The sequence below is a fragment of the Methylobacterium sp. 2A genome, from assembly GCF_009806555.1.
Classification (GTDB): Bacteria; Pseudomonadota; Alphaproteobacteria; order Rhizobiales; family Beijerinckiaceae; genus Methylobacterium.
The window spans coordinates 1-15,453 of the sequence record NZ_VUOK01000010.1; the positions used below are offsets into that span (position 1 = coordinate 1).

The following is a 15,453-nucleotide window of genomic DNA, read 5'->3' on the forward strand; positions in this document are numbered from 1 at the left end:
CGTGGCCGGCTTCGGCGCGCCCAGCCGCCCGCCCAGGAACGCCGCCAGCGCCCCCAGGATCAGCGCGATCGCCGCGTAGAAGGCGCCCTGCATCGCCGCCGACTTCGCCGTCGCGGCGGCGGCCTCCGCCTTCTGCTTGGCGGTGGACACCGCCTGCTCGTACTGCTTCTGGTAGTCGTCGATCTGCGCCCGCGCCTGGTCGGGCGTGATCCCCTGCGCCTTGGCCAGCGCGTCCGCGGCCCGGCTCCTGGCCTGCTCCTTCTGCGCCGGGTCGCCGGTCAGCACCGCGCGCACCGCCGCCACCGCCGCGTCCCGGGCCGCCTGCGGATCCTGGCCGGCGGATTGCTCGCGCACCCTCTGCTCGATGCCCTCGAGCGGGTTGGAGATCTTCGACAGCGACGGCGCGGCGGCCTGGGCGGCCGTCTGGACCGTGCCGCCGACGAGGTTGCTCGCGCCGCCCAGCACGCCCGAGACCGTGCTGAGCGTGCCGCCGACCAGCCCGCTGGCCGCCGAGGTCAGCAGGTAGAGCACCACGAGCGTGGTGACCGCCCAGGAGACCAGCCCGTGGAGCGCGGCCGCGCCCGGCAGGGGCTTGCCCGAGAGGCGGCCGGCGATCAGGCCGCCGGCCAGCGAGGCGACGAGGCCCGAGGCGACGAACCAGAGGCCCGCGCCGAGCGAGACGGTCGAGGCCGAGGGGTTGTCGGCGGCCGTGGTGCCGACCGAGGCCAGCCCCACCCCCACGCCGACGAGGTTGACGATCACCTGCGTGACCAGCGCCGTCGCCGCACCGGCGAAGATCGCGCCCCAGGATACCTCGTTGAGCAGCAAGGCCCGCGTGTCAGCCTGTGCGGCTGTCGTGGCGAGCGGGGGAACAGTCGTCTGGAGGGTCACTCTCATACTCCGGGTCGTTGGTCGTTCGAAGTTGCGGCCTGCTACCGGCTCAGTCGCGGGTCGCGTTGACGAGCAGGCCCAGACCGAAGCCGACGGCGCCGGCGATGAGCAGGGAGGCGAGCGGGTACGCGGCGACTTGGCCGCTCACACCGCGGGCGCCGTGACGCAGGGCGTGGGCACCGCGCTCATAGGCCTCCTCGGCGTAGTCGGAGGCGTCGTCCGCCGCGCCGCGCACGGACCGCCGGGCACGGACAAGGTGATCCTCGGCGGCGCCCTGCGCACGGCGCGCGCGGTCCTCAACGTCGTCGGGGTCGACGAGACCGCCCACGGCTTCGCGGATCCGGCCGCCGATGTCGCGCGCGGTGTCGGCGACATGCTCGGCGGCGTCGCGGACGGTGTCCTTGGCCTGGCCATAGAAATTCTCGGCCGTGCCGGCCGCCTCGCGGGCACGGCCCTCGGCCGCGTTCTGTTTCGAGCCGGTGAGATCACCGACGGCCCCCTGAACCTTGCCGCCGAATTCCTTGGCTGCACCCGTGATCCGATCCGTGTCGACCATGTCGCTCTCCTGTCTGTTCGCGTGTTGTGGAACACCCCGTCGGACCGTTCCGGGTGGGGGCGTCAGCCGCGCTTCGGCCTTGCGGGTTGGGAAGGGCCGAGATTCGGGGCCTTGGCGTCCCGCTTCTGCCGCCGGCCCTCAGCCTCGACCCGGGCATCGCCGGTGAGCTTGCCGAGGGCTTCTTTCACCGAGCCTTTGCGGTGCTCGGCGGAAGATGAATTTCTGTCTTCGGCCATGGCTGATCCGTGCATTTTCGAGAAACCGCCACACCGACGATAAAATGACTAGTCCTCACCTATCTTCAATGAGCAAAACATACTGGTAAATCGATCATTTTGTTCCGGAGCGGCGCAAGGAAAAACCGGTCCCCGCCCCAGATGACTGCCTCGCCCCGCATGGGGACTCCGATCTTGCGGTCGAGTGTGGCAGCGTGATCGCGCACGGTTTTGCGCGACGGATCGCGGTTTCGGGCGAAGGCCCCGTCGTCGAGGTCGGAGCAGACCGAGTTCAGGATCTGCCGCACGCGCGCCGGCAGATCACCGACATGGGCGTCCGGCCGGTTCGCATCCGAGCTGCGCAGATTGGCGCGCTCCTCGATCAGCCCTCGGCTCGGGCCGGCGATGATCTGCCGAAGTTCCTGCCTGTCCACGTCCGCCGTCACGGCTCGCCCCTGCCTTTGCGTGCCGCAACCTCTTTGGCAGCGAGCAAGAACCGGTTGCGCAAAAGGCGGTTCCAAAATTTATGTTCAGATCCTGGTATGCGCGTATCATTGACGCGGGCTTCAGCGACCAAAGATTGATGCTACCCAGCGAGAGGACGCGATAAACGGTCCTGCGCGCTGCAAGTCCGAACGATGGTGAGCCTTCCGCCGTGCAGCATGTCGCCGAACAATGCCGTTCGCCCGTCCCCGACGCCGTCATGATTTCGTTCGCGAGTACCGAGCTCGGGAGAGAACTTCGATTTTTCTACCCAGAAGCTGCAGATCTGGACGAGGGCTCCCCTTTGGCTGTCGCGGTGCGGCGTCTGTCCGAGGCGCTGGACGCGGCTGAGACGCGTCTGGAGCGCTGTTTTTCGGCCGACCTCATCGAAGCGGCGCCACATCTTCGCCGATACGCGCTGTCGTTGACCCGCAACGCAACGGAGAGCGAAGACCTGGTCCAGTTCACCCTGCTCAAGGCCTGGGAACATCGTAGCAGTTACAGGCCCGGCACCGGCCTGAGAGCGTGGCTCTTCACGATCCTGCGCAACGGCCACCTCAACGGCCGATTGAAGTACCCCAGAGAGATTCCCGACCCGGAGGGCAGGCACGCGGCAAGTCTATCCTGTCTGGCGGATCAGGAGCACCGCCTCGACGTTCAGGATGTCCAGCAAGCGCTCGACCGGCTCGACCCGGCCCAGCGGGAGGCGCTGCTCCTCATCGCCATCGAGGATCTGACCTACGAGGTCGCCGCTGCGCGGATCGGCTGCCCGCCCGGGACAGTGAAGAGCCGGGTCAGCCGCGCCCGCGACCGGCTCGCCGCCGAACTCGGAGACGCTTGATCGGCCTCCCGGACGAAAGTTCAGGACAGGTACGTCGAAGCGAAACCGTTGATCCCGCCCTCGTCGTCACGGGCGAACGCGCACGACGTTTCCGAGATGCGGCTCTTCGGCCGACTCGACCGAGATCCTTGTCTGAAACGCAAAAAGCCCCGGACGCGGGGTCCAGGGTCTCGAAACCTGCATAGCCGGTCCCGATAAGAGCACACCGGATTTTGGTAGCGAGGGAGGGATTTGAACCCCCGACACAAGGATTATGATTCCTCGTGACGGGCGGTTTTGGGCTCCATCCGGGCGCATCGACATGCACGGGAAAACGACGAAGCCCAGGTATTTATCGTATTCGATCAAGGATCTGGCAAGGGAAGCTTGGTAGCGGAGGGGATGAGCCCGGGCGGCGATCCGCCCGAGAACGTCCGCCCGAGATCCGCCCGAGCCGCTCGCATGCCCGTCAAACTCACCGAGGCCCTGGTCAAGCAGGGGATCGCCGACGCCGTCCCCAAGGGCCGGGCGTACGACCTGATCGACGCCGGCTGCCCCGGGCTGCTGATGCGCGTCGGGCCCCGTGGGGTGAAGTACGCATTCAAGTTCGAATCCGGACATCGGACGCACAGGCTGACTCTCGGCTCGACCGACATGCTCCGGCTCGCCGATGCGCGCGCGATCGCCACGGAGGCCAGGCGCCGGCTCGTCGACCGGCTCGGGGTCCCGGACGACCGCTGGCTGGAGGGCCGGCTCCGGCAGATGCACAAGCTCCCCCCGAAGGAGCCGAACCCGGCGCCTCGGGACCCCGCCCTCGTCGAGGCTTGGGAGGACCAGATCCAGCGAGCCGGCGAGTGGACCTGGGAGGAGGCCCTTGCGGCGTTCCTGGCGGAGGTCGCGCGCACCAGGCGGTCGGCCACGTACACGGACTACCGGAAGCTGCTCCACTCGCCCGAGCTCGCGACCTTTGCCGGACGGCGGGTCCGGCGCATCACGATCGAGGACCTCGCGACGGTCGTCCACGCGGTGCATGCCAGCGGCCGAGAGCGACACGCCGAGCACTTGGCGTCCGTCCTGAGACCAATGTGGAGCTACCTGGCGCGGCATGAGCACCGAAAGCGCTCCGGCGTCGAGGCCGGTATCCCCACCCTGCGGGCGCCCGAGCGGACGCCGGGCGACAAGCTGCGGGCGAACGGTAAGGTCCCGGGCGGGTATACGGCCAAGCCCGGCGAGATCGGGCGCATCCTGGCGGTGGCCCGGACCGGCGTCCTCAATCCGACGGTCGCCTCGGCCCTTCAGCTTCTCGTCCTGACCGGGCAGCGGCGGCGTCCCGTCGTCGAGGCCCTGGTCAAGGATTTCGTCCCGTGGGAGGAAGTGCCCGGCTGGGGCGTTTGGTCGATGGGACCTGCGCACCGGAAGACCGCGGCCAAGCGCGGGGACAAGCATAGGCACGCCCTGCCGCTGCCCCCGGCCCTGTGGGATCTCGTGCAGCAGCAGATGGCTCGGGCCACGGCCGCCGGGAGCGCTTTCCTATTCCCGCAGGTCCGGGCGGCCCGGATCGGCGCCGCTTTCGGTGGCCACCTTTCCGATGCGGCGATCAATCACAGGATCCTCGACATGGGCATCGCCGCCTCACCGCACGACCTCCGCCGCGGGCTGTCGACGGTCTGTCAGGCGACGCTCAGGATCCCGCGCGACACGGTCAAGATGATCCTTGACCACAATGAGGGCTACAGGAGCGACGACGTCCTGGAGCGCCATTACACCGATGACGATCGTCTCGACATCAAGCAGCCCCTCATGGCGCGTTGGTGCGCGTGGGCGGATGAGCAGGCCGCGGCCGCCGCCTCGGCGCTCCCCCCGGCCATCGAGCTCGGCGCCGAGTTAGCCCGTCGGCGCCGGGAGCGCGAGCTCGCCGGCAAGGGCAAGCGGAGCAAGCCCGAGGCGGGGGAGGAGGACATACCCGAGGAGCTCGCCACCGCCGCGTAGCCCAGGGATAACCCCTATCCTGCCGGTCGCCCCCCCCTTGCCCGGCCGGTCCAGATGCCCGAGTTTGCCGCCATGAACACGCTCCTCCGCATAGGCAAACGCCCCTTGGCCTGAGGCCAGCCACCGCCGCCGGGACGCCCCGGCCGGCACGCGTTCCCCTATGCCCGGAGGCCGCCATGACGGTCTGGTTCACGTCCGATACCTATTTCGGCCACGTCGGTATCCTCGGATCGAGGATGGCCCGGCCCCGCCCCTTCAAGTCGATCGAGGAGCACGACGAGGTCCTCGTGGCGCGCTGGAACGGCCGCGTCCGCCCGGGCGACCAAGTCTGGCATCTCGGCGACTTCGCCTACGGCGCGTCAGCCGAGAGGTGCCGGGACATCTTCTCGCGCCTCGCCGGCAAGAAGCACCTGGTGTGGGGCAACCACGACAACGCGCGGGAGAAGGCACTGTCTTGGGCAAGCCAGCAGGAGCGGGCTCTCGTCACGGTCGACGGCGTCTCAATGGTCCTGGGGCACTACGCGCAGCGCGTGTGGTACGGCATGCACCGAGGCGACCTGCACCTCTACGGGCACTCGCACGGCAGCCTGCCCGGTACGTCGGCGAGCCTGGACGTCGGGGTCGATTGCTGGGCCTGGGCCCCCGTCCAGCTCAGCGAAATCCGGGAGGCCCTGGCGGAGACGGCCGCCCGGAAGGCGGGGGCAAAGGCGGCCGCCGCCCTTGCCGAAGCGGCGTAGATGAGGCGGTAAGGTCAGGCTGCCACGATGGGGCATGCCCTGGCGCACCCGCACCGCCCGACCCATCAGCCACCGGTTCCACGAGGCCGATCCCGACGGACGGCCGCCGATGAAGTTCGTCGCCCGCCGGATCCCGGCTGGGGAGAAATTTTACGACCGGCCGCTCTGGAAGCACGTCAAGCTCCCCCCGTTTGACAAGAAAACGCTGGTCGTCCTGGCGTCCACCTGCGATGCCTGGGAGGCCCGGCTGCCCGAGGAGACGGAGGTCTCGGCCTTCGTCCTCAATTTCTTTGCCTGGCCGGACGACATCGAGATCCGGCTGTCCGACGACAAGATGCACGGGGCAATCAACAGGTGCTTCTCCGTCGTCGCGCTCACGCGGCACACCGCATCGGCTGTGTGGGGCGGCTCCGAGAAGAACGGATTCGAGCAGCTCGCCGACGACATCTACGCCTGCCGAGAGGTCCGGGCCGCCCCGGACATCGACGCGCTCCACTCCCTGACGCCCCAGGCGCAAGAGCTCCGCTAGGGCCCGGGGCGGCCCGTCAGACTCGGGCGGGCAGGCGGATGAGCGCGAGCTGGAAGATCTCGCCCAGGGTGTAGTGCGGCCCCGCCACGGCCCGCTGCACGTCCTCGGCTAGGCGAGGGATTTCGGGCATTGTGGACGCAGAGACCTGCACCATCAGCCGGGCCCGGCGCCGGCGCAGATCGCGACGCTCGGGCACGCCATGGATGCGCGCCTTACGGAGCTGGCGGTCGAACTCGTCGATGATGATCCTGGTGGTCATGGGCCATCCTACGTCGTCGAGGTTGCGTGTAGGTGAATGGGTCAGTCCACGCCCTCGGCCAGCTCCTCGACGTCGGGCACGAACAGCCGGACGTCGGTGACGCCGGTGTAGCCCATGACGAGCGCCTTCTCGTAGACCTTCCGGGGGGTGTCGTGGATCACGACGGTTGCGCTGACGATCGTCTTCCAGTTCGCCCGGGATCCTCCGGACGTGACGTTCCCGGACAGGAGCACGATGCCGTCGCCCAGCTTGGCTCCGGAGTCGCGATCGAAGGCGCGGGCGATGAGGCGGCCCGCTACCTCGACCGGCGACCGCCAGCTGTCCTTGTCGATGTCGCACTGCATGGACACGGTGTCCGGCTCCCCGTGCCATCCCACCCGTAAGACCTCTTCAGGGCGGCTCGGACGATGGCCTCGTTGCGAGCGTCGACCCGCCATGCGCTGGCTTCCCACCGGCCGCCCATGTCCTTGATCCGGCGGTTAAAGTTGAGGTTCGCGTGCGGGGTCTGGACGATGAGGTTGATACCGTCATGCGTGATCTGAATGGCCATGTCGGCGTGCTCCGAGATCTGCCCGCGAGGTCGGGCGGTGGGTAGGCCCCTCGACGGGTCGCCCCGGATTGAGGCGGCCGGTGGAGGGGCCGGAGGCGTGGGCCTCCGGCGGTGCTCAGCTGCTGCAGGCGCAGTCGATGCAGACGAACAACCGCTCGGGGTGCCGTTCCAGGAAGACGCCCTCGCCTAGATCGAGGGCCTCGTTGCACCAGGGGCAGAGGAACTCGCGCACCTGTCCGTCGTCGTCGTCTCGATTGCGATCAAGGTCCTCGACGTAGCGGGGCATCACTCGTCCTCCCCGTCGTCGTAGGGCCCGTACATCCCCCAGATCTCCGCCACGTCATCCTCGGGCAGCATGTCGATGGCGGCCTTGAGGGCGGGCACTCCCTCCAGGATCCGGAGCTTGTCCACGGCCGCGTCGCTCTCGGCCCAAAGCTCCTCGTGTGAGCTCTCGTGTGTGTGCCGGACGTCGTGGTCGACCCTGGCGGTCGTCGCCCGGAGTTCCTGCCCGAGGTGGGCGGCGAATCGGGCGACCTGCTCGGCGAGGGGACCCTGCCCGGCGGCGACGGCGGCAGCATGGGCGTTCACCAGGGCCTGGGGATCGTCGATGTTGATGAGGCCCTGCATCAGGGCGGGGATGGCGGTGTCGGAGGCGGGCTCGATCATGGGGGCGATCTCCTGTGACGGGGGATCCGGGGCGACCGGGCGGCCGCTCCGGCGGGGGTCAGGCGGCCTTCTTGCGAGCCGGCTTCGGCGCGGGGGCCGCCTCGGCCGCCGGGGCCACCGCGTAGCCGACGGGCCGGATCTCGGGCGGCAGCCAGCCGGTCGGGACGACCCGGGCCAGCGCGACCGCGGCAATCTCGAGCTTCGTCGATCCGGCGATCCGGTCCGCCTCGGGCTGCCCCAGGGCCTCCGCGACGGCGCGCAGCGCCACGGCCTTGGGCGCCGACTTGAAGAAGTTGGCCGCGTCCCAGCGCTCCCGAGTCGCCTCCGCCATCCGCGTGGCGTCGAGGCGGGCCTCCAGGGCCTTGGCCCCCTTGGCGCTGGACGGGACGGCGCCGACCGAGTGGATCTGCAGGTCGAGCGCCTTCCCGGCCACGCCGGCGGCGACCGTCAGCAGCGCATCGAGCGGCAGGTCCGCCAGCCTCTGGAAGGCCGCCTCATACTTCTCAGCGTCGGAGGCTTGGCCGCCGGGCGCCTCGTTGTAGCCGTTGAGGGTGATGCGGACCGGAGAGCTGTAGGAGTCCTGGGAGATCGCCGTGGCGAGCAGCGCGGCGAGGGCGACCTGCGGCGAGGCCAGCATCGCGTCGCGCATCGCGAGCGTGCGCTGCTGCGACAGCCGGAGCGTCAGAGCCGCCGAGATCGCCACGGATTCGGGCTGCTCGGCCTGCGCCTGCTGCAGAGCCTTGGCGGCGTCCCCGCCCTCGATCTTGGCGAAAGCCTTCGCGACGGCAGCCGTTGCCGGGCGGACGACGCCAAAGGTCATGTCGATCTTGCCGTCCCGGCCGATCCGGAGGATCACGCCTGAGCGAGCCTTCTGCTCCGGCGTGTAGCCGTCCTGCTTCATGTCCGTCTCGATGTCCTCGGCCTCCTGCTCGGCCGCGGCGACGCCGACGGGGTCGCCGTCGGCGTCGATGATCGCCTGGAGCTCCTCAAGGCGGGCGGTCTCTGCGTCGGTGGCCGCGCGAGGCTCGGCGCGGATGACCTGCCAGGACCAGCGGCAGTTGTCCGGCAGGTGCTCGTCACTGGCCGCCCAAGACCACCCGTCGGCGACGAGCCACGTGACCTCGGCCGCGATCTTCTCGTCGACCAGCCGCTTCAGCAGCGCAGGATCTTGGACCCGGTGGTTCTCGCCGAACAGGTCTTCGACGATCCCGCCGCCCGCCGCGACGTAGGCGTCCCGGCCGACGAAGCCGAGGTTGCGGCTCAGGTCATGGTCCCCCACGCCGAGCTCTGTCCGCACGCAGTGAGCGTAGAGCCGGCCGGCGCCGCGCAGCCTCTCCAGGACTGCGCGCTGCTCGTCGAGCGACGACGCGAGCGTGAAAGCCCTCACGGTGTCGACAGGGTCCCGGCCGAAGTCGCCGGCACGCCAGGCATCCAGCACTTCGTCGGCGAGCTTGCCCAGGGCCAACATCCTCCGGACACGGACGGCGTCGATGCCGAAGCGGGCCGAGATGGTCGCTTCATCCATTCCCTCCTGCTGGAGGGCGTGGAATGCCCGGTACTCGTCGGCCTGGTGCATGCGGGACTGGGTGATGTTCGCGCTGAGCCCGCGCTCGCGGGCAGTCTCGGCGTCGCACTCGATGACGGCCACCGGCGCGTCCGTGCGGATTCGGCCGTCGCAGGCGAGCGTCCGGAGGGCCGCGAGACGGCGGTTGCCGTCGACGACGTAGTGGGCCTGGCCGGCGCCGGGGACGACCGTGAGCGGCAGGAGCAGGCCAAGGGCGTGGATCGAGGCGGCGAGCTGGTCGATGCCATCCTCGCGGCCGGCGAGGCGCACGTTGACGACGCCCTCGGGCGCCGAGGTGTCGTGGCCGTGCATGAGGATGTGGAGGGGGAGCGTCTTGAACATGATGCAGCACCATCAGTTTCGGGGCGGGTAGCGGGGTGGGGCGCCCTTGTCGCCGGGCGCGTCGGCGGGGGAGCCGGTCAGCTAGGCGGCTCCTCTCGGCCGAGGGCGGCCGACGCGAGGGCGATCGCGGCCGTCACGCCGGCAACGCCGGTCGCCTGCACGACGAGGATCTGCACCCGCGCCGGGCCGGGGTCGCCGACAAGGCGGACGTCGCCCTGGTCGTCCCGCCACATGCCCGCGGCGGCGAGGAGCGAATCCGGGACGTGGGCCCCGGACCGCAGGCTCTTCGAGACGCGGCTCTCGCTCATGCCGGCGGCGGTGGCCAAGGCTTTGGAGGTCCCGGCTTCCTGAGCGGCCGCAGCGATGCGGGCGCGGATCTGGCGAGCGGTCAGCTGCAAGGCGCGGCCTCCGGAGCGGGGACCGGGCGGGCGGGGGAGGCAGGCGTCCAGAGCGTCCGCATCGGATCCCCGACGAGGACGAGGTGCCGCTCGACGCCGACGAAATGCATCGCGCGCTCGCTCGGGAGCCGGCGGAGCTTGAGCCATTGGCCCAGGTCTCCCTCGTGGATCCCGCAGGCCTGCGCAAACGCGCGCTGGCTCCCGGCCTCGGCCACGCCAGCGCGCAGCAAGGCGACGATGTGCTCGTAGCTCACGACGGGCACGAGGCTCCCTGCACCTGAGAAGGGTGCGGCATTCATTCAAGTCATCCCTGATAAATTTATTGATATTCCTCTTATTAAGCCACTTGCGAATTTGCGCGCAAGAGCGAAAATGAGGGTACGCGCAGTTTTTTTCGGTTCGAGAAGCGAACTGCCGCTCGGTATCATTTGCAAAAGATCGGGGACGCCGATGCTTCAAAGGATAGATTGCCCGATCCTTGGCGCGAAGACCGCGTCAACTCTTGCGGAAACGCCCGAGTTGCTTGACCTCTCGTGGCGCCGGGCGGGCCACGGGCGCTGGATCGCTGGGCGCACCGAGCTGTCCGATCACCTCCTGCGCCGGTTCCCCAACGCCACCGCCAAGGCCGGCCTGCGCATCGAGGACCGCGTCGTCGTGTGGGACCTCGCATCCGCCGCGGGGGTGCCCGACCTCGCAAAGAGGATCTCCAGGTGGGAGCAGGACGTTCGGCAGGACCTAGCCCACCACGCCCGCGTCGCGCAGGCGAACCGCGGCGTGGAGGAGGACGCCCTCTCCGCCGTTCAAGACGCCCTCGCAGACGAGCTCGCCAGGCACGCGTGGGCATTCAGATCGAAGGGTCCCCTGGCTTGGGGGCTGGCCGGGGCCCGGCGGCTCACGCCCGGGCAGGTTCGCCTCGCTCACGCGCTCCTCGCCGAGGCCCGGGACGTCGTCGCGGCGGTGGATCGCCGGCTCGCCCAGCCTGCCGCGCCGGAGGACGTCGCCGCCGTCAGGGATCCTGACGTCCGGGCCGACCTGCTCGTGGCGTGCCGGCACCTGTCAGGGCTGGATGGGGACCAGGCCCGGGAGCGGAATGGGGTGGGCTGGAGCGCCGTGGCGTTGGCAGAGGGGCACCGCCTCGCCAGCACTGATTCGCTCGACGTCGTCGAGGCCGCGCATGCCCGGGCGCTCGTCTACGCGCACCGGAGGCAGCTCCCCCCGGCGCTGCGCGCCTGCCTTTTCGGAGAGTGACAATGACCACGCTGCGAAAGATCTTCGTCGCTATCCTTCGCTGGTACGGCCTGATGGCGCCGGCAGCCGTGCCTGAGCCGCCCCCACCGGCTGCGCCCCCACGGCAGCCGCTCAGGTCGACGGCCGCCCCGTTGGGCTACCTAATTCGCCGGCACGTGCGCACGATCCAGCGAGACCAGTACGAGCTGGCACTCGGGCCGCCGCCCCCGCTGCCGCCCGAGGTCCGGGCGTGGCTCGCGAAGATGGACGACAGCCAGCTGCGCCGCATCATCCGGACGGCCGACTGGCAAATCCAGGACCACGTCCTCGCCGGCACAGCTGGCCAATGCCACGACCTCGGATACGTCGTACCGCTCCGGCTCTCCTCGCTCACGGAGGGATCCGACGGTCGGGAAGGCCGGTCCGGCAAGGGTGGCCCGGGCCGGGCATGGGAGCAGCACGTCGAGGCCATCATGACGGAGGTTAACGCGCGCGGGTACGGCGGTCCGCGGCGCTGAGGCGTGACTTGTCCTGGTAACTTTCATGCCGCGGGGGGAGGCTCCGTTCGCGGCACAGGCCGTGATGGAGGTTGAGATGTCCGTTTCTGACAGGTTCGCCCGGATCGCCCGGGCCATCGCCGCGATGATCATGGCCGCGCTGCGCGCCATCTTCGGCGGCGTGAAAGAGGCCGGTGCCGCGATCGCGGCCGACGTCCGCATGGTCGGCCGAGGCGTGAGGGACGGCGCCAGCCACGTCGCCCACGTCGCCGGCCGGGGGCTGTCCGGTCCGGCGCAGGTGCTGGACTACGCAGCCGGCGCCTTCGGTGCGACGCTCGGCGCGCTACTGCCCCGCCGGCCCGTCGGACCCCGGGACGTCGCGGACGCTGCCGTCGGCCGGGACGACAGCATGGCGGCGCAGACGTTGACCCAGGTGCCTCCCGCCGCCCGAGCCGAGCTCCATGCCGCCGCCATGCTCGGCAACGCCGTACAGGCCTCCGCCGGGGCCCGGGCAGCCGGCGACGTCCGGATGATCCCGCTCCACGATGCCGACCTGCCGCCGCACTTGGTCCAGTGGCTGGGTGGCCTCTCGCCGAACCAGCTGCGTCACCTCGGTGAGTTGACCACGTGGGTCGTCGCCGCCCACGTCCAGGGCCGCACCCCGATCCCCGGGATTCCGCCGGCTCCAGCCGCGCCCGTGGCTGCCCCGGCCCGGGACGACATGCGGGCGATGCTGGCCCAGATCCGCAGGGCCGCGGCCAACGACCGGGCGGAGGTGGCGGCCATGGCGACGCGCGGCCCCCGCCCGGCGGTTCTGCCGACCGAGGACGACGACGAGGCCTATGACCGCCGCCGTGGGGGGGCGCGTCCCGCCTTCGGCTGAGGTCTGCGACAAGAACGGAAAGGGCCGCCGGCGATCCCGGCGGCCCCTCGCATCTCAGCGGGCGTCCTCAGGCGCCGATGATGTCGCGCAGGCCGGCCGAGAACTCCCGCTCCACGCTCAGAGCCTCACGCAGCGCGGCCGCTTCTGCAACGGCCCGGGCGAGGGCCCGCTCCACGACCTCGATGCGGGCCTCGGCAGCCACCGCGCGGACCTCGGCCTCGCGCTGGTCGGCGCGGGCGTCCTGCAGCCTGTAGGCCAGCCGGGTCACCGAATCGACTGCCTCGTCCCGCCGGGCCCTCCGCTCAGCCGCAGCGAGCTGCACGCCGAGGTGGATCGCGCTGCCGATCGAGGCGAGCCTCCCCCCGCAGTCCATCATGACCTCGGCGGCGATCGCGTTCATGGGGGCCTCCTTGGCGGCGGTGTGTACCCTCAAGATGGGCCTGGGCGGACTCCCTCGTCCAGAGGGCCGGCCCGCCTTTCGAGCGGTATCCCTGGCCTCCGGTTAACCGGGACGTGTCCAGCGAGCGGTTTTGGGGCCGAGGGGCTGTCCTACCGTTACTCCATTCCACGGAATCGGCTGTCGCGATCTTGGTAACGCGGATTTCGAGGGATCCTAGGCGGCCTTTGCAGGTCCTGGTGCGCCCCGTGGCGGGGTCAGCAGGCGGTCCTGGATCGCTGCGAGGACGGCCTCGGAGCGGTAGCGGACCGGCTCCCGGCCAGCCTCCTCCGCCCGCACGGACCGTAAGAGGAGATGCTCCTGCGTGAGCCTAAGCAGCGCCGCTGGAGTGACCGGGCGCGTCAAGGCGTCCCCGCCCCGGGATAGGATCGACCGGACGGCGTCCCCGAGGGCCCTGTCCAGCGTCGCCGCGTCGGGCCGCCCCATGTCGCGCAAGCGCTCCCGCTCACCGGCCTTCCGGCGCCGGCCGAGGTCTCGCTCGTGTGCGACGCGCTGGGCCTCGGACAGGGTGGAGATCTTCATGCGCATGGGGTGGCTCCTCGATGCTGGAGGATGCCCCGGGGCGATGCATACGTCCAAGACATGTCACGCCAGGATGCCCCCGAAACGTGAAATGTCCGCCAAACCTGAACATTTGTTAATTTTGAAGGGCGCACAGGGGGCGCACAGCGCCCGACGGTGGGCGCACGTCGGACTACGCTTCGGCGCGAACTCGCGGCCGGAGGGTCACGACGACTTCGTGGTCCAGCGAGGCCGCGGCGGCGCAGAGGCGGTCCCACCCCCAACCGGCGATGTCACCGGCCCGAAGCTGCGTGCGCGCGTGGCTGTCCCGCATGCCCTCGGGGAAGCCGGTCGCTCGGGTGAGGCGGCACGGCTTGGCTGAGGGGACAGCCGGCATGAGCCGGTCGAGGAATGCCTGGAGGGGGCCGGCGTGGGCCGCCGCGACCTGCGCGGCAAGGCCGTCCTTGGCTCGGGCGGCGTCGGCCTGGCCCCGGGGGCGTCGTAGCTGGCCATCAACTGGTTGCCGCGGATTCCTATCGCAAGCCGGCTGCCAAAAGCGGCCATTCCGCCTAGCGCCCAACACGGCCGTTCAGAACGCTCCGGCACCTTCTTCAAAGCGGACCATCCAGCAATTTCGTTTGTAGCTCTACGGGATACCCAGCTACCATTCACAATGCCGCTTTCACTGTCCTGGATGATAGCCTCATCATTCCGCGGATCTCACCCGCAGCCACGTCGCCAGGGGATTTGACGTCTTCGTATCAGGGGACGCCATTGTGGCCCGGTGCAAGCTCCAAGCTTGGCAAGCCGGATCAGAGCTGGTTTGAGCTCCACAACTTATCCTTAAGCTTGACTTAAGCTACAGGGTCCAACGGCGACGTCTCCGTCCGGCGTAAAAGGAAGGCGATTTCGATGCCTCAAATCAGGTTTCTCAGCCTTGCTTTGGGTTGCTGTTTACTTGTAGTTCAAGCCTCCCCGAGCCACGCGATCGATTCCCACGTAGGCCGGCTTCCCCCATGGCAAGCTGGGGCCAACAACCCTGCAGTCGACAAGGGGTTGGAATTCACGGTTAAGGAGGCCGACAACCTCGCCGACTTCCATGGCGACCTGACCAACGCGCGCCTCGTGCTCTACGTGGGCGGCAATTACTTCTTCGCGATGGCGCCGCTGGTGGCGGCCTTCGAGGCGAAGCACCCTGAGCTCAAGGGCCGGATCTACTACGAGACGATTCCGCCGGGTCTGCTCGTCCGCCAAATGAAGGCCGGCGGGCGCATTACCGTCGGCAACATGACTTGGACGGCCAAGCCCGATGCGTACTTCTCGGGCCTCATGGCGGTAAATCGGCTCATTGAGGCGGGCGATCTTCTCGGCCCCCCGACGATCTACGCGACAAATCAGCTTGCGATCATGGTGCCCAAGGGCAACCCGGCGGGCATCAAGGGCTTGGCCGATCTTGCGCGGCCGGGGCTGACCCTCGCCATGCCCAATCCCGAATTCGAAGGTGTCGCTCGCCAGATCAAGGCCTCCCTGGCCAAGGCGGGGGACGATGATTTGGTGAAGGCCGTCTACGAGACAAAGGTCGCCGACGGGACGACGCTTCTGACGCGGATGCATCATCGCCAGACGCCGGTCTGGCTAATGCAGGGACGCGCACAGGCCGGGGTCACGTGGCGTTCGGAAACCTTGTTCGAAGAGCAGGTTGGATTACCGACCGAGCGCATCGACATCCCGGACGAGCAGAACGCCACCGGCATCTATGCCGGAGCGGTCGTGAAGGACGCCGCGCATCCGGCCGAGGCGAAGCTCTGGCTGGATTTCCTCATGGGCGACGACGCGCGAGCGGTCTTCTCCCGTTATGGTTTTGGCCAATACCGGCCGTGAGGACTGCG

At 69.4% G+C, this 15,453-nt stretch carries 21 protein-coding genes; 8 read left to right on the forward strand and 13 right to left on the reverse strand.

Annotated features, from left to right (window positions below; genetic code table 11):
* The 4 genes from FVE89_RS05005 to FVE89_RS05020 all read right to left on the reverse strand — a co-directional run.
* On the reverse strand, window positions 1-891 hold an 891-nt coding region (locus FVE89_RS05005; protein WP_348644667.1), incomplete at its 3' end, for a PhnA-like protein.
* Window positions 892-940: 49 nt separating this feature from the next.
* Window positions 941-1,447: a CsbD family protein gene (locus tag FVE89_RS05010; protein WP_160533035.1), complete on the reverse strand. Its 507-nt coding sequence runs from the start codon at window positions 1,445-1,447 to the stop codon at window positions 941-943.
* A gap of 62 nt (window positions 1,448-1,509) precedes the next feature.
* Window positions 1,510-1,683, reverse strand: a complete 174-nt coding sequence (locus FVE89_RS05015; protein WP_160533036.1) for a CsbD family protein — start codon at window positions 1,681-1,683, stop codon at window positions 1,510-1,512.
* 65 nt (window positions 1,684-1,748) lie between these two features.
* Window positions 1,749-2,108: a hypothetical protein gene (locus FVE89_RS05020; RefSeq protein ID WP_160533037.1), complete on the reverse strand. Its 360-nt coding sequence runs from the start codon at window positions 2,106-2,108 to the stop codon at window positions 1,749-1,751.
* A 209-nt stretch (window positions 2,109-2,317) separates the two neighbouring features.
* Here FVE89_RS05020 and FVE89_RS05025 point away from each other — a divergent pair, with 209 nt between their 5' ends.
* The 4 genes from FVE89_RS05025 to FVE89_RS05040 all read left to right on the forward strand — a co-directional run bounded on the left by FVE89_RS05025 (window position 2,318) and on the right by FVE89_RS05040 (window position 6,220).
* Window positions 2,318-2,986: a sigma-70 family RNA polymerase sigma factor gene (locus tag FVE89_RS05025; protein WP_342389917.1), complete on the forward strand. Its 669-nt coding sequence runs from the start codon at window positions 2,318-2,320 to the stop codon at window positions 2,984-2,986.
* A gap of 441 nt (window positions 2,987-3,427) precedes the next feature.
* Complete coding sequence (locus FVE89_RS05030; protein ID WP_059407896.1) at window positions 3,428-4,954, forward strand: integrase family protein; 1,527 nt, start codon at window positions 3,428-3,430, stop codon at window positions 4,952-4,954.
* Window positions 4,955-5,130: 176 nt separating this feature from the next.
* Window positions 5,131-5,691 carry a metallophosphoesterase family protein gene (locus FVE89_RS05035; RefSeq protein WP_059407893.1) on the forward strand — a complete coding sequence of 187 codons (561 nt, stop codon included), beginning with the start codon at window positions 5,131-5,133 and terminating at the stop codon, window positions 5,689-5,691.
* A gap of 34 nt (window positions 5,692-5,725) precedes the next feature.
* Window positions 5,726-6,220, forward strand: coding sequence for a hypothetical protein (locus FVE89_RS05040; RefSeq protein ID WP_059407891.1), 495 nt, complete (start codon window positions 5,726-5,728; stop codon window positions 6,218-6,220).
* A gap of 16 nt (window positions 6,221-6,236) precedes the next feature.
* Here FVE89_RS05040 and FVE89_RS05045 read toward each other — a convergent pair whose 3' ends face one another.
* The 7 genes from FVE89_RS05045 to FVE89_RS05075 all read right to left on the reverse strand — a co-directional run bounded on the left by FVE89_RS05045 (window position 6,237) and on the right by FVE89_RS05075 (window position 10,298).
* Window positions 6,237-6,479: a hypothetical protein gene (locus FVE89_RS05045; RefSeq protein ID WP_059407890.1), complete on the reverse strand. Its 243-nt coding sequence runs from the start codon at window positions 6,477-6,479 to the stop codon at window positions 6,237-6,239.
* 41 nt (window positions 6,480-6,520) lie between these two features.
* On the reverse strand, window positions 6,521-6,829 hold the full coding sequence (locus FVE89_RS05050; RefSeq protein WP_159392709.1) for a hypothetical protein: 309 nt from the start codon (window positions 6,827-6,829) through the stop codon (window positions 6,521-6,523).
* Window positions 6,830-7,144: 315 nt separating this feature from the next.
* Window positions 7,145-7,315 carry a hypothetical protein gene (locus FVE89_RS05055; protein ID WP_159392710.1) on the reverse strand — a complete coding sequence of 57 codons (171 nt, stop codon included), beginning with the start codon at window positions 7,313-7,315 and terminating at the stop codon, window positions 7,145-7,147.
* Entirely contained in the window at window positions 7,315-7,695 is a 381-nt protein-coding gene (locus FVE89_RS05060) for a hypothetical protein (protein WP_059407886.1), read from the reverse strand. Before FVE89_RS05060 ends, FVE89_RS05055 begins: the two co-directional genes overlap by 1 nt.
* A 58-nt stretch (window positions 7,696-7,753) precedes the next feature.
* Entirely contained in the window at window positions 7,754-9,601 is a 1,848-nt protein-coding gene (locus FVE89_RS05065) for a ParB N-terminal domain-containing protein (RefSeq protein ID WP_059407884.1), read from the reverse strand.
* A gap of 77 nt (window positions 9,602-9,678) precedes the next feature.
* Window positions 9,679-9,999, reverse strand: coding sequence for a hypothetical protein (locus FVE89_RS05070; protein WP_059407882.1), 321 nt, complete (start codon window positions 9,997-9,999; stop codon window positions 9,679-9,681).
* On the reverse strand, window positions 9,990-10,298 hold the full coding sequence (locus tag FVE89_RS05075) for a helix-turn-helix domain-containing protein (protein WP_142582427.1): 309 nt from the start codon (window positions 10,296-10,298) through the stop codon (window positions 9,990-9,992). The genes FVE89_RS05070 and FVE89_RS05075 overlap by 10 nt, the downstream gene beginning before the upstream one ends.
* A gap of 220 nt (window positions 10,299-10,518) precedes the next feature.
* Between FVE89_RS05075 and FVE89_RS05080 the strand changes: the two genes are divergently transcribed.
* The 3 genes from FVE89_RS05080 to FVE89_RS05090 all read left to right on the forward strand — a co-directional run bounded on the left by FVE89_RS05080 (window position 10,519) and on the right by FVE89_RS05090 (window position 12,606).
* Complete coding sequence (locus FVE89_RS05080) at window positions 10,519-11,247, forward strand: hypothetical protein (protein ID WP_142582428.1); 729 nt, start codon at window positions 10,519-10,521, stop codon at window positions 11,245-11,247.
* A gap of 2 nt (window positions 11,248-11,249) precedes the next feature.
* Window positions 11,250-11,744 carry a hypothetical protein gene (locus tag FVE89_RS05085; RefSeq protein WP_059407876.1) on the forward strand — a complete coding sequence of 165 codons (495 nt, stop codon included), beginning with the start codon at window positions 11,250-11,252 and terminating at the stop codon, window positions 11,742-11,744.
* 76 nt (window positions 11,745-11,820) lie between these two features.
* Window positions 11,821-12,606, forward strand: a complete 786-nt coding sequence (locus FVE89_RS05090; RefSeq protein WP_142582429.1) for a hypothetical protein — start codon at window positions 11,821-11,823, stop codon at window positions 12,604-12,606.
* A gap of 67 nt (window positions 12,607-12,673) precedes the next feature.
* Here FVE89_RS05090 and FVE89_RS05095 read toward each other — a convergent pair whose 3' ends face one another.
* On the reverse strand, window positions 12,674-13,006 hold the full coding sequence (locus FVE89_RS05095) for a hypothetical protein (protein ID WP_059407872.1): 333 nt from the start codon (window positions 13,004-13,006) through the stop codon (window positions 12,674-12,676).
* Window positions 13,007-13,219: 213 nt separating this feature from the next.
* Window positions 13,220-13,591 carry a hypothetical protein gene (locus FVE89_RS05100; RefSeq protein WP_059407870.1) on the reverse strand — a complete coding sequence of 124 codons (372 nt, stop codon included), beginning with the start codon at window positions 13,589-13,591 and terminating at the stop codon, window positions 13,220-13,222.
* Window positions 13,592-14,476: 885 nt separating this feature from the next.
* Here FVE89_RS05100 and FVE89_RS05105 point away from each other — a divergent pair.
* A complete protein-coding gene (locus tag FVE89_RS05105; RefSeq protein ID WP_059407868.1) occupies window positions 14,477-15,445 on the forward strand; it encodes a substrate-binding domain-containing protein in 969 nt (322 codons plus the stop codon).
* Window positions 15,446-15,453 lie beyond the last annotated feature (8 nt).

Bases quoted from the DNA above. Each gene is read 5' to 3' on its own strand.
- FVE89_RS05010 (WP_160533035.1), bottom strand. From the start codon at position 1,447: ATGGTCGACACGGATCGGATCACGGGTGCAGCCAAGGAATTCGGCGGC.
- FVE89_RS05015 (WP_160533036.1), bottom strand. From the start codon at position 1,683: ATGGCCGAAGACAGAAATTCATCTTCCGCCGAGCACCGCAAAGGCTCG.
- FVE89_RS05030 (WP_059407896.1), top strand. From the start codon at position 3,428: ATGCCCGTCAAACTCACCGAGGCCCTGGTCAAGCAGGGGATCGCCGAC.
- FVE89_RS05035 (WP_059407893.1), top strand. From the start codon at position 5,131: ATGACGGTCTGGTTCACGTCCGATACCTATTTCGGCCACGTCGGTATC.
- FVE89_RS05040 (WP_059407891.1), top strand. From the start codon at position 5,726: ATGCCCTGGCGCACCCGCACCGCCCGACCCATCAGCCACCGGTTCCAC.
- FVE89_RS05045 (WP_059407890.1), bottom strand. From the start codon at position 6,479: ATGACCACCAGGATCATCATCGACGAGTTCGACCGCCAGCTCCGTAAG.
- FVE89_RS05055 (WP_159392710.1), bottom strand. From the start codon at position 7,315: ATGCCCCGCTACGTCGAGGACCTTGATCGCAATCGAGACGACGACGAC.
- FVE89_RS05060 (WP_059407886.1), bottom strand. From the start codon at position 7,695: ATGATCGAGCCCGCCTCCGACACCGCCATCCCCGCCCTGATGCAGGGC.
- FVE89_RS05065 (WP_059407884.1), bottom strand. From the start codon at position 9,601: ATGTTCAAGACGCTCCCCCTCCACATCCTCATGCACGGCCACGACACC.
- FVE89_RS05075 (WP_142582427.1), bottom strand. From the start codon at position 10,298: ATGAATGCCGCACCCTTCTCAGGTGCAGGGAGCCTCGTGCCCGTCGTG.
- FVE89_RS05085 (WP_059407876.1), top strand. From the start codon at position 11,250: ATGACCACGCTGCGAAAGATCTTCGTCGCTATCCTTCGCTGGTACGGC.
- FVE89_RS05090 (WP_142582429.1), top strand. From the start codon at position 11,821: ATGTCCGTTTCTGACAGGTTCGCCCGGATCGCCCGGGCCATCGCCGCG.
- FVE89_RS05095 (WP_059407872.1), bottom strand. From the start codon at position 13,006: ATGAACGCGATCGCCGCCGAGGTCATGATGGACTGCGGGGGGAGGCTC.
- FVE89_RS05100 (WP_059407870.1), bottom strand. From the start codon at position 13,591: ATGCGCATGAAGATCTCCACCCTGTCCGAGGCCCAGCGCGTCGCACAC.
- FVE89_RS05105 (WP_059407868.1), top strand. From the start codon at position 14,477: ATGCCTCAAATCAGGTTTCTCAGCCTTGCTTTGGGTTGCTGTTTACTT.